Origin of the sequence: Fibrobacter sp. UWB12, from assembly GCF_900142485.1 — a bacterium.
Lineage (GTDB): Bacteria > Fibrobacterota > Fibrobacteria > Fibrobacterales > Fibrobacteraceae > Fibrobacter.
Genome location: NZ_FRAZ01000014.1, coordinates 47,121 through 59,831, shown reverse-complemented (window position 1 = coordinate 59,831; position 12,711 = coordinate 47,121). Strand labels below are relative to the sequence as shown.

Annotated in this window: 12 protein-coding genes; 3 read left to right on the top strand and 9 right to left on the bottom strand. The window is 48.7% G+C overall.

The genetic code is table 11. The features are described from left to right. A partial coding sequence (serC, locus tag BUA34_RS15325) for a 3-phosphoserine/phosphohydroxythreonine transaminase (protein WP_072831138.1) occupies positions 1 to 972 on the top strand: 972 nt, incomplete at its 5' end. A 651-nt stretch (positions 973 to 1,623) separates the two neighbouring features. Here the strand turns inward: serC and BUA34_RS15315 are convergent. The 8 genes from BUA34_RS15315 to BUA34_RS15275 form a co-directional block, all read right to left on the bottom strand. Then, positions 1,624 to 1,965, bottom strand: coding sequence for a GerW family sporulation protein (locus BUA34_RS15315; protein ID WP_072831128.1), 342 nt, complete (start codon positions 1,963 to 1,965; stop codon positions 1,624 to 1,626). Between the two features lie 32 nt (positions 1,966 to 1,997). Further along, entirely contained in the window at positions 1,998 to 2,882 is an 885-nt protein-coding gene (locus BUA34_RS15310) for a hypothetical protein (RefSeq protein ID WP_072831126.1), read from the bottom strand. Between the two features lie 3 nt (positions 2,883 to 2,885). Beyond that, complete coding sequence (locus BUA34_RS15305; RefSeq protein WP_072831124.1) at positions 2,886 to 3,716, bottom strand: hypothetical protein; 831 nt, start codon at positions 3,714 to 3,716, stop codon at positions 2,886 to 2,888. Further along, positions 3,717 to 4,571, bottom strand: coding sequence for an archaetidylserine decarboxylase (asd, locus tag BUA34_RS15300; RefSeq protein WP_072831122.1), 855 nt, complete (start codon positions 4,569 to 4,571; stop codon positions 3,717 to 3,719). It abuts the gene before it with no gap. A 111-nt stretch (positions 4,572 to 4,682) separates the two neighbouring features. Further along, positions 4,683 to 5,516, bottom strand: a complete 834-nt coding sequence (locus tag BUA34_RS15295) for a hypothetical protein (RefSeq protein WP_072831120.1) — start codon at positions 5,514 to 5,516, stop codon at positions 4,683 to 4,685. A 191-nt stretch (positions 5,517 to 5,707) separates the two neighbouring features. Next, on the bottom strand, positions 5,708 to 6,145 hold the full coding sequence (gene dtd, locus BUA34_RS15290) for a D-aminoacyl-tRNA deacylase (RefSeq protein WP_072831118.1): 438 nt from the start codon (positions 6,143 to 6,145) through the stop codon (positions 5,708 to 5,710). 239 nt (positions 6,146 to 6,384) lie between these two features. Then, entirely contained in the window at positions 6,385 to 7,389 is a 1,005-nt protein-coding gene (locus BUA34_RS15280) for an asparaginase (RefSeq protein ID WP_254794523.1), read from the bottom strand. 20 nt (positions 7,390 to 7,409) lie between these two features. After that, positions 7,410 to 8,423, bottom strand: a complete 1,014-nt coding sequence (locus BUA34_RS15275) for a tetratricopeptide repeat protein (RefSeq protein WP_072831114.1) — start codon at positions 8,421 to 8,423, stop codon at positions 7,410 to 7,412. Between the two features lie 151 nt (positions 8,424 to 8,574). Here BUA34_RS15275 and BUA34_RS15270 point away from each other — a divergent pair, with 151 nt between their 5' ends. Continuing rightward, positions 8,575 to 9,405, top strand: coding sequence for a DUF4423 domain-containing protein (locus BUA34_RS15270; protein ID WP_072831112.1), 831 nt, complete (start codon positions 8,575 to 8,577; stop codon positions 9,403 to 9,405). Position 9,406: 1 nt separating this feature from the next. After that, complete coding sequence (locus tag BUA34_RS15265) at positions 9,407 to 10,948, top strand: hypothetical protein (protein WP_072831110.1); 1,542 nt, start codon at positions 9,407 to 9,409, stop codon at positions 10,946 to 10,948. 400 nt (positions 10,949 to 11,348) lie between these two features. Here BUA34_RS15265 and BUA34_RS15260 read toward each other — a convergent pair whose 3' ends face one another. After that, positions 11,349 to 12,707, bottom strand: coding sequence for an MATE family efflux transporter (locus BUA34_RS15260; RefSeq protein WP_072831108.1), 1,359 nt, complete (start codon positions 12,705 to 12,707; stop codon positions 11,349 to 11,351). Between the last annotated feature and the right edge of the window lie 4 nt (positions 12,708 to 12,711).

Genomic DNA, 12,711 nt, shown 5'->3' with positions numbered 1-12,711 from the left:
CCGATTGAAAATATGTTCGCCCAGACGGAACAGTACCTCCGTGAATTGATGGGCATCCCGGAAGATTACGACATCGTGTTCCTCGGTGGTGGTTGTTCACTTTTGTTCTGCATGCTCCCGATGAACTTCTTGGACCAGAACGCTACGGCCGACTATGCTTTGACCGGCGTCTGGGCAAACAAGGCTTACAAGGAAGCTAAGCAGTTCGGTAACGCTCTCGCCGCTTGCGACACCAAGTCTGAAACTTACAGCCGCATCGACAAGAACCTCAAGCTCAGCGACAACGCGACCTACCTCCACGTGACCGCAAACAACACGATTTACGGTACGGAATGGCACAACTTCCCGAAGCCGAAGTCCGGCTTCCTCATGGCTGACGTGAGCTCCGACTTCCTCGCCCGTAAGATTAACGTGTCTGACTTCGGTGTCGTCTATGGCGGCGCTCAGAAGAACATCAGCTGCGCTGGCGTGACTGTCACGATCATCAAGAAGGGCCTTCTCGGCAAGGTGAACCGCACCATCCCGACCATGCTCAACTTCCAGACTCACATCGACGCTGCCAACATGTTCAACACTCCTCCGGTCTTTGCCGTGTACGTGATGAACCGCACCCTCAAGTGGCTCAAGGATTTCGGTGGCGTGGACGCTATCGAAAAGGTGAACCGCAGCAAGGCCGCTCTCCTCTACAGCGCACTCGACAACTCCAAGGTGTTCGTCGGTACGGCCGCTAAGGAAGACCGTTCTATCATGAACGTTCCGTTCGTGTTCAACAAGGACGTCGTTGCAGCTGACAAGGCTGACGATCTCGCCAAGGAATTCCTTGAATTCGCTAAGGCTCGTGGCCTCCAGCAGCTCAAGGGTCACCGTTCTGTCGGCGGCTTCCGCGCTTCTATCTACAACGCAATGCCGGTCGAAGGCGTGCAGGCTCTCGTTGACTGCCTCGGCGACTTCGAAAAGAAAGTTCTCGGCTAATTGAGACGAGATGCCGCGCCCCGCGCGGTATAACGCATTTGAGAAAGCCTCGGCCTAGTGCCGGGGCTTTTTCGTTTATTCTGTTTAAGGGAGATGCCCGATCAAGTCGGGCATGACAAAAAAAAACAAAGGCGGGCATGACAGAGCGTGCCGGCAGAAGGCACGGGCGCATAAACGAAGAACCTCCTCATTGTTCATGAGGAGGTCCTATTTTTTTGTGTTAGGAGTACGCCATTACGGCGCCTTGGAGGAGGATTCCGTGGCACGTATAACCCCGTGCCGGGCGCTTCGCAAAATGCACCAATTCACCTTGCGAAACTTAGAGAATGGACAGAGACCCCCAGACGTTCTCAAAATTCCTAGTCCATACACACCCAAAGGCGTTACCATTCTCAATTTTACGTATTCAAAGATACTCTTTTATATAGCGAATGTCAATAGAAAACGCAAATTTTTACATTTTTTACAAGAACATGTGTGAGAACAATCACTACTAAATGTTCTCAAAAATTTAATAGATTTTTACAAAACAAAGTTCAAGAAAAATTTGACCAATAAAATTCAAATTTCGACCAATTTCCACCACATCAAAAAAAAAGCCCGCACAACGGCGGGCAACACAAGCAATCAAAAGGCTAAGTCTTAAGACGATTAAACGTCGTTCAGCGACTTCTTGCCAGTAAATTTGTTCATAACGTCAGGAACAATATCCATCACCTTCGAGACGAGGGAACTGTCCTTGGTAATCGGCATGATGCGCACATCGTCGCCCTTGATGACGAGGAACGCCACCGGTTCGACAGAAGCGCCACCGCCAGATGCAGACGTGTCACCTTTCCCTTGATGGCCGCCAAAGCCAAAGCCAAGAGAAACGCGGCTCACGGGCACCACAGTCGAATCGCCCGCCTGGATAGGTTCGCCAATTACAGTTTCCGCCTTGGTGATATAGCGGAGCTTTTCCAAAAGAGTTTCTGCAAGTTTTTCAATAGCCATAATTTTAATATAACAAAAGTAAAATGTAATCGCTAATACCTAGCGCCGTAGACGCGGTCACTTGCGGTAAAGAACTTACGTTCCAAATCAGTCCAATCGAGGTAACCCCACACCGCCACCACACGACCGCCCGGCAGTCTCGTTGCCATACCGTTCACCCCCTCGCCCGCATCAAAGTAAAGAGTTGATGCTTCGCGATAAATTCCCTTCGGATGCACAATATTCAGTTGACGCCCCCAGGCGATAAAATCATTTTCGTCTACAAGGTCCCAACTGCGAGCCACATTCCACTGCAAGTCCGCATCGCGGTAGCTCTGCGCCAGCACAGGGAAATACGCCTTGACACCAATGAAATACTTGGTCTGGATAGACGTGTGCCCCGGTTCACGATGTTCAAACGGGAGGCTCAGGAATTCTTGCGGGAAACCGCCATGACGCGGATTCGGGTAACGGCGGACGTAACTTTCGAGGTCGCTACGTTCGTAACGGCGGAAGCTGTCGTGCTTGAAAACGAAAATACGCGCACCAGAACGAATACTTTGTTCCAAGAACGCTCCGCGCAAAATAGGCACAATTCCCTGGAAGCGCCCGCTATTGATGTAATAGTCCAGCGCATAGACGTCACTCTTAAATTCAAGAATCGTCACGTCGAGCGTGTCGCCAAGCATCATCGGGTAACGCAAATCGATTTTTTTCTCAAGCGCCTTGATGTCGTAGTTTGAGCCGTCGTTTATATGGATTTCATCCATCGGCCAAATATCGTTGTAGCACATCAGCGTGTAATCGACCGTTTCATCAACTTTCTGTTCGCATGCAAGCAAGGAAACACAAAGTGCAGCACCAAGCAGGCTCCTAAATAGCGCCGTAGTCTTATGCTTTTTGAACGGGAATCGATTCATACGAATAAAATTTAGCATACATCAATAACGTTTGCGGACTTCGGCGTAATTGCAATACTCATAAAGAGGACACTCGGAACAATTCGCAGTCAGTTCACGACAAATAAAACCGTTCGTTCCGTTTTCAAGAAAGAACTGCAACGAATGGGCTGCAAAGTAGGGATTTTCGGGAGCTAGCGCGACAAAAAACTCATTTGCCAGTTTTTGTTTTTCTTTGGGATCCAACTCGGAAAAGTTATCTTCCTTAGCAGGGCCTAGCATGGCAAGAAAGCGGCGGGCACCCATCGTAAGCGGCAGCGGAGGCATCTTTGCACATTCACGGTAAGCAAGCCCGAGCCCGAGCGGAGCAGGCGCAATCAGACGGTAAATCGCAGCGCAAGCCTTCGGACGCGGGTTAGAACGCCCCATGAAATAGATTTCGCCCAAGTCGCGCCACATTTCTTCGGGAGTGCGTTCGCGCATCCAAGCAACCAGATCGGGATGATGACGGACAAAAAGCCCTACACTCCAGAAAATTCCGGCAACATTTTCGAACACAGACCAATTGCGGCTATTGAACGTCTGTTCCACGACCTCTTCGATTTCGCCGCCCTTTGGTACGGGGAGCGACCAAAGTTTATCGCCCGGAAACCGTTCGTGCAAGGCCAACATCAACCGCAAAATTTCGGGATAGGAGCGTTCCTGAAAAAGAGCGCTCCCAAGCAAAGTCCATGCAATTTGTTCATTTTTATCCGATAGTTTGCACGCAACGTAAACTATCGGGTCGGCACAGCGAAAAAGCTGCGCGACAAAAGCCTTTGAAGCCTTGAATAGCGCAGGCTCGTCGTGAATGAACCGCTTTACCGAGACCAACTATAGCGCCTCGCCCACCTTTACAGCCTGACCAAGACGAGACTTGAACAAGTCCGGATGGCGTTCGCGGATTTTTTTATCGACCACGAGAATCACAGTACTGCCCATTTCAAAGCGTCCAAGTTCATCGCCACGTTCAAACGGAAATTCTTTATTTGGAACCCAATCCAAACGTTTTTTATCGCGAGGGAGCTTGCCTGCATTCGTCAAGATAGAATCGTTATACACAACGCCAATGCGGCCAACGTTCGTTGCACCGACCTTGACCACGAGCACTTCGGAACCGTCCGCCAAACGCAGTTGGCTAGTCAAGCGTTCGTTGATGCTGAAAAGACCTTCGACACGTTCGACGCTCCCGACATTCACCGGCCAAAGCGTACCCGGGCAGTAGCTTGAAAGCACGAGGTTTCCCCTAACAGGGCTGTGGATGCGGTGGTAATTAAACGGGGCCAAATAAATTGTTGCAAAGGCGCCGCCCTTGAAGCGTTCTGCGAGTTCAGCACTGCGCAACAAGCTCTTGAGCGTGTATGTTTTGCCCTTTGCCTGAATCAAATTTTGTTCGTCACCATCGAATGTTCCCGTCTGCGAAAGCACACCATCGACCGGACTTACGATTTCGGCATCGGCAACAGGACGCATGCCCGGTTTGAGCCTACGGATGAAAAGTTCGCCAATGTTCTTGTAATGGCTCAGCGGATATTCAGCCTCAGCCATGTCCAGCTTATAGTAGCTAGCGAAAGCGTTACGAGCGAACTTGCTCAAGAACGGGATACGCAAACGCGTAAACGCACCAAAGACGCGACTTGCAGCGTTCTTCGGCAAAAGCTTCATAAAAACGTAGAAAGGAGTGTTCATAACTTAAAAAGTAGTAATTAGTCTTTAGTCAATGGTCTGTAGTTATTTATAATCGCGCCGAAGGCGCCAAAAATTAATCTAATAACTAATGACTAAGAACTAGTAACTAAATTAGTGGTTTTCGAAATGCGCAACGTCGGTGTTGAATAATTTCCAGAGTCTAGAGGCGAACGGGGTCGCCCATTCTTTTTCAGGCGCCACACGGGTTGTCGTTGCTGCGGTAAACGAGGAATACGTAAGGCAAACGAGTTCGCCGTAGCGGGCATCCCACATGCTCCAAACAATCTCCCATTTGAATCCGCCTTTCTTGCCCAAGTCAGGATCCATTGTGACGTCCATAAGGAGTGGAATTGTCAAATAGCGAAGTTCATAGCGGCTTGCGATTTTATTGAGCAAATCCGAAAGCTCAAACGGTAATTGACGTGTCAACGTTTGTTCAACGCCATCACGTTCTTTCCATGGAGTCACATCATCAAGTCGTTTGCCTTCGACAAATTTCATCTTGAGAAGCTTTGCAGACAACGTATCCATGTAAGCGGAATCGGCATCAGGAACGCGCATGCCCGGGAGCATGAGTTCACGAGTCATTTTCGGGAAAGCTTTTACAAACAAAGAATCTTCGACACGCGCCAAGTCAAAGTCAAGAGCATCTGCGCTATAGCTATGGCACATTTTGCAACTTTCAGGACGGTTTGCAGTGACCTTGAGCGCAGGGAAAACACCGACAACCGCATTCGAATCGATGCGGCTAAACGCAGCGGAATTCCATTCGCGATAAAATTTTTCGTCTGTAATTTTCAGTTCAATTTCACCTCGCGTACCACATTCTGTGCACGGAGCATCGGCCATGTCATCGGCAGAGCCTTCTGACGTGGAATCTCGCGAACCCGCGCAGGCAATGAATAGTGTCGAGGCACACAATAACATAAATTGCAAAAACTTCATAAAATACTCCTAATATTCTGCTTGTCATGCCTGCCACCGAGCAGGCATCTCCCTTTCATTTTTACAAGAAGGAGATGGGGCTATAGCCCACTCCATTCGGCTCAGCTATGAAAATGCAAGCATTTTCGCAGCATTCGCCTTTATGGAGATTCCCGATTAAACCGGGAATGACAAGAATAATCGGTTACGTGCTATTCCAACATTATAGTAAATGGGCCGTCGTTGACTAGGCTTACTTGCATGTCTGCGCCGAACTTTCCTGTTTCGACAACCGCAATTTCCTTTTTGCACTGTTCAATAATATACTCGTAAAGTTCATTTGCAAGCGTTGGATTACCGGCCCCATTGAATGTCGGACGATTGCCTTTGTTGCAATTGGCATAAAGCGTAAATTGCGAAACGAGCAACAGCGAACCGCCCACATCTTTAATGGAGAGATTCGTTTTGCCATTTTCGTCGGCAAAGATGCGGAGTGCAAGCATTTTCTTGATAAAACGGTCGGCTATTTCGCGGGTATCGCCTTCACCGACTCCAATTAGAACAAGGAATCCCTTGCCGTCAATTTTTCCGACGATTTGACCTTCAATATCGACTTGAGCCTTAGTGACTCGCTGTATTAAAAATTTCATTTTTAATTACTCTAGAATTAATTGTTTTTGAAACGCAAAAAGTACGTCATGCGGGCGGGGCCCCAGCTCGGAGTTGACGCCTACGGCGTCCGTTGCTGCGGTTCGGTCATGCCGGTCTGCAAGCAGCCCGTCGCGACACTCACCTTGCAGACTTTTGCGAAGGTATTCCTTGGCCGACGCCACCATTCTCTCGACGTTCCTTCATTATCCTTAAATTATTCAACCACTCATCTCGCTTACTATGTATACCTCTGATAGAACTTTTGAATGGCCGCAGGGTCATTCGTGATGGTTAATGCTAGGCGCAAGAGGACGGCGGCTTTGGCGGGAGGCAAGCTGTATGCAGCAATGGTTCCGGGCACAAGCAATTGTTCCGGGACAATGGAACCGCGATTGATTCGCGTTGAAATGACCACCGGGACATTCGATTTTGCAACAACATCGCCAATCGCGTTCATCCATGATTGCGAAAATTCTCCGGCGCCCGCACCTGCAATGACAAGGCCCGCAGAACGTTCTGCGGCATAACGCACAAGGTCGGCATCGGCATCGGCGTTAAAGTAAAGAACGGTGACTTTCGGGAGGGAACGCAGGGAGGAAATGTCGAACGTGGGCCGGGAGGACTGCGCGGTCCCTATTTCGGCGAAGGCGTCAAGGTCGTTCGCGTGGATTTTTTGCACAGTGCGGGAGTCCATAAGCTTGCCTGCGAATGCGATGCGGACGGGACTATCACTAGATCCTTCGGCGTTGCTCAGGATGGTTCCTTCGGCACGCTCAGGGCGCTGCAACGACTGTTCAACGGCACATTTTACGGCAAACAACAGGTTCGCGGGGCCGTCGGGTTCGGCAGCAGTTGCAGGGCGCATCGAGCCGGTCAAAATCACAGGTTTCGCAACATTTAAAACTAAGCTCAAGAAGAAAGCCGTTTCTTCCATCGTATCGGTTCCGTGCATAATCACGATACCATCGACAAGTTCATGCGAATCGCCAAACCCATTTTCAAACAGTTCTTTTATCCGCAACGCAAGCGAAATCCAAATTTCAGAAGTGATATCGTCCGAATTGATATTGCAAACCTGTTCCACAAAAATGTTCGCCACATTTTTCAATTCCGGAATCGCATCAATCAGCGTTTGCGCCTTGATTGAGCCCGACTTGTACCCAATATCCTTACCTTGCTCGCCCGCGCCAGCAATAGTACCGCCCGTCGCGAGAATCACGATATTTTTCATTGCTGTATCCATCGTACAATCCACCACAACGCTCATCGAATCGTTTCTAACAAATCTTGAGCAGTTACTCCGTAATACTTTTGCAGAGCTTTATCCGTTCCGAGTCCACGCAAGTCCTGCAAGCACTTGGCAAACTTGCGGAAAGCTTCCGGACCGCCACCATCACGCCACAAAAGTTCTTCGACCATTCTCCGCGAGTACCAATAAAGTTTTTGCACTTTTTTCGAATCTGTCTCTTTCACAAAAGATTTTCTTAGCGATTCTATGCTCGGATAGGCTCCCGCCGGGCGTTCTTCATTGTTATGTGAGCCGTCAATCACCTGTGCAATTCCTTCATTCATCCAACACGGCACATTCGCATGCGTCATCGCACGAACAAATGAATGCGTCAGTTCATGAAACAGCACCGGACGATAAACTTCACGATACGCCATCATGTTCACAGGCACGCGCAATTTTCCATCAAACACGGCACCCACCCAATCCGGGCGCGGCCCCACCCCTTGAAATTCCTTATCTTGGTACAACACCAAGCACATTTTATTTTCGGGCAAAAAGTCGAACAAATTACTAATCGAATCGTATGCAACTTCCAAAACGGCAAGCGCTTCCATCACGTCTTTCTTGGAAGGGCCGCCATCAAATTCCAGGCGGAAATGCATGGACTTTTCAACGCCGAGATTTTTTAATTCCTGTTCCAAAGCATTCGACTTTTCAACAAGATAATCTAAATCCTTGTGTTTAAAATTCAGCGATTCAATATAGCTGATACATTCCTGATAACGTTCCTGTTCAAAGAGAATCCCCGCCATGTGCATCTGTAAATTCGTATCGTTCGGTTCCGACTTTAAAAGTTCCTGAACATTTTTCTCGGCACATTTCCAGTCACCTACTCGGATGCACTCATTCGTTGCATGAATCATGTCTTCATATAGAAAACGTTCTTCGACTTTTTTTTGCCAATACTCGTACCCCACGAATAAAAGAACATACATCAGCAAAAGGCCAACAACGCGCCTAATCCAATTTTTTTTCTTCTGAGCCATATTCATTCCAAAAAAGATTCCCATGTAATTCTAGTAATTATACATTCAAAAAGCACCAATTTAGCCCCTCAACCGGCCAAATACCTACTTACTAATTACTCACAAGCCCCCCTCCCACAATTTTTAAAGTATATTTAGTATAGGTTTGGTTATGGCAGAAATCTTTGATTACGATGACTACCGGGATATGATCAAGGATTATTACTTGGAGCATAAGAAACACAACTCCTTGTATTCCTTCAGCACTCTCGGCAAAACGCTTGGCTTGGATTCAAGTCACGCTTATTATATAGTTCAGAAAAAGCGCAACCTCCCCGTACATGCAGTTCCCGCCGCAAAAAAAATGCTCGGGCTCGACGGGCGCGGAGCAGCTTATTTTGACTTACTGATTGTGGCTTCACGCACCAAGTCCGAAAAGACCAAAGCAGAAATTCTGCAAAAGGCCTTCCAATTGCGTGATGTCAAGCGCCATCTGCTCAAAGACAACGAACTCAAGTATCTCAGCGCCTGGTGGACGATCGTCGTAAGAGCGCTCATCGAAGTGAAACACGGCAATGTGGACATCCCGGAAATCGCAAACAGCGTCATTCCGCCCATTACCGAAGAACAGGCGCAAGAAAGCATCGAGATTTTGAAGTCGCTCGGCTTTATCCAGCCGATCAACAATAACAGCAAAGTCCGCCTCGCCGACCCGCATATCACGGTTCAAGGCGCCGAAAAAGCTCAAGCCATCCGCAGTTTCCATTCGAAGGTCATGCAGTTTGGCATTCGTTCTTTGAATGAAATTCCGCCAGAAAACCGTGACATTTCGACAATCACCATGGCCGTCGACGCCAAGGGATTCGAAGACCTCAAAAAGATGCTCAAGGAATTCCGCAAGGAAATCCAGATTCGAGTCGATAAATGCATTGTGCCCGATCGCGTTATGCAGTTGAACCTCGCCTTATTCCCCGTCGCACTCAATAAAAAGAAGGAAAAATAAAATGAAAAATTTTAACAAGCTTCTTTATTTGGTACCCTTTGGAATTCTCGCTGCTTGCGGTGCAGGCAACGACTCTGCCGGGAATACGACGGAAATCGAAAACGCCATCGCCATTCGTGTTTTTAACGACGGTACACCGGCAGCCAAAGTACGCTATCAGGTGCTCCCCTCTTGGTATGTAGCCGACACTGCCGAAACAAGCGCGGTACAATACACCTACGAAGGCGAAACCGATACAAATGGTTGGGTCCACATCGACAGGCACCAAAACGGCTCTTACATCATCAACTTTACCAAGGGCGATTCTTCAATTGTCTTGCAATATACGCTCAACAACCTCAATCACGAGTACACGCTCGACAGCGCATCGCTCGAAGCCGTAGGTTCAGTGAAGGGGCTCGTTGACTTGCCGGACTCCGCCAATTACGCCTGGGTTGCCATCCAAGGCACCAATGAAATTATCAAGACTGATTCCCTCGGTCAGTTCGTCATCCGTAAGGCTCCATGCGGAAACCTCACCGTGAGCGCTTGGGATGCACAGGACTTGAGCGCCATCGGCCAAACATCTACAACCGTTACGACGAACGACACCATTGACCTCGGTCTCATCGAGAACCCGAACAAAGTCGTTCCTGAAAACGCAATCCGCTTTATGCCTTCCGAACTGATTTCGGATTGGATGCGTCCGCTCACGTTCCCGACAGTTCTTGTTTTGCGCTTGACCGAAGAAAACTTCGACTTCTCGAATGCCGAGAAGGACGGTAGCGACATACGCCTTTACGACGGAAGCGGCAACCTCATCCCGTTTGAAATCGACGGCTGGGATACGACTCTAAATAGCGCAACACTCAACATCCGCGTTGAAAGCGCTGCCGATACGGTCAGACCGTGGATGATCATGTGGGGCGACAAGAAAGCCGAAAAACTCAAGGACGTGAACGTCTGGGAAGGCATCAGCGATTCGCTCGTGAGCGCACTCAATAGCGTTACCGTATTGAACTTCGAAAGCGGCACCAAATACAACGCACTTCCGGCACCGCTGAACAACAAGTTCGACTGGTACGTGCAGCCTCACGACAGCGCAACGGTCAAGAACGACTTGAACAAGGACCCGACAAAGGGCATCGAAAAAGCCGACAGTTCAATTTTCGGTAAAAACGTGCTCCACGTGCAATACCAGGCAAATAAATTGGGTCGCTACGTCGTTATCGGTACCCGCATAGCAGATCACCAGCACGACTTGAGCAGACTAGACTCCGTAGAAGTATGGATGAAAGGTAGCGGAGATTTCGAAATTTTCCTCGAGACAATTGTAGAATCCGACACGAACTACAAGACCTCGTACAAAGGAAGTGTCAACGAAGAATGGACTCGCGTGGTTGTCACCCCCAAGGACTTCACCAACGCCGATGGCAAGAGCTATCACGGTTGGGATATTACGCGCAACAAGATTACGCGCTTCACGATATTCGTCTACAACGGCTCTGACGTGTGGATTGACAACGTGAAAATGTACGGGATAAACCTCGACGACTTGCTATAGCAAGTTAATTACCCTTCGGGATACTTACTATCATAAAAAAAGCCCCCTCAAAGGGGGCAAAAAAGGCCGTTTGGGATTGGAAACTCTGTTCGGCCTTGGTCACCTAAATTGCTGCAATCATAAAAAAAGAGTGACCCAAGTCTCCACCCGATACAGAAGCATCAATTCTCCAACACTAATTGACACCTTACGAATCCAATCCCAAATCGGCAGTTTATTGGATACCTGAAAAATATTTTCATTTGGGAAATATCTCTCAAAAGTGCCAAATCAGTCCATTGACAAAATGTCAAGTAATTGGCAATGCCGTCAAAACGGGCAAATCAGAAAACAAACATTTACAATTAAAAATCCCCGAAATTGCAACAATCAAGCCGCTTTTGCAAGCTAAAAACGAATTTTAGGGAACCTTAAATTTCGTATGCGTTACGTAGTAGAAGTACAGCCCCGCAAGAACAGAGATGGTCACCACCCAGCTTATCGGGTAAATAACCATGAGAGATGCAAACGACTTGTAATTGGGGAATACAAAGAACACCCAGAGGATGCGGATTCCGCACACGCCAGCAACGCAAGTAAGCGCCGGCGCAAGAGACCTCCCCATTCCCGAAAGCGCGCTCGAAAACACATCCAGAAAGACATTGATAAACAGGAGCCCCACCACCACATACATGCGGATAGAACCGATTTCAATAATTTCGGAATCAGACGTAAACACGGATAGCAACGGATGGGCAAAAATACAGCAGAGTGCGCTCAACACAATCGTAGAAACGCAACCCAGCAAAAGCGTCCAGCGAACTGCGCTACGGCAACGAGGCATATTCTTTGCACCGTAATTTTGACCCACAAAAGTCACGCAGGCTTGTGAGAATGAATTGAGCCAATAGTAAACGATGAACTCGTAATTGAGGGCCGCCGCAGAAGCAGCCACCGTCGAAGAGCCCAAGCTGTTGATGGCGGACTGCAAGCACACATTGCTAAACGAAAAAACAACACCGCGCAGCCCCGAGGGTAGCCCCACGCGCATGATACGGCTCAAGAAAAGCGGCGTCACGCGTAACTTCCAGAATTCAAGTTTGAACGGCCCCACTTCATGGAGCAAGAAATAGAACAAAGTAAGTCCGCTAATGACATTTGCAAGGACAGTCGCAATTGCAACACCCGACACGCCAAGGCCAAAGCCCGCCACGAGAATCAAGTTCAAGACGACATTCACGGCTCCCGCTACAATAAGCACGTAGAGCGGGCGTTTTGTATCGCCCTTGCCACGCAGAATTGCCGCGATAAAGTTGAACAGCATCACGAACGGCATCCCTGCAAAATAGATTTGCAGGTAGCGCACCGCCATATCCAAGATGTCCGCAGGCGTCGAAACCGCCGAAAGGATCGGCCTTGCAAAAACGATTCCGACAAAAGAAAGAAAAATTCCGCTAAAGAACGAAACCATCACCGACGTGTGAACACTGCGAGTTACAGAACGGTAGCTGCGTTCCCCGATGGAATTCGCAACCACCACGTTCACCCCGACAGAAATGCCCACGAACAGATTGATGAGCAAGTTGATGACGAACGTATTAGCCCCGACTGCGGCTAGCGCCTTGTCACCAGCGAACTGCCCCACCACGGCAACATCGGCCGCATTGAACAGCTGTTGCAAAATGCTCGTTGCTGCAAGCGGAATGGCAAACCTCAGGATTTTTCTTCCGAGAGGGCCGTTCAACATATCCATATTCGTCTTTAACGTATCCGTTGCCATACAA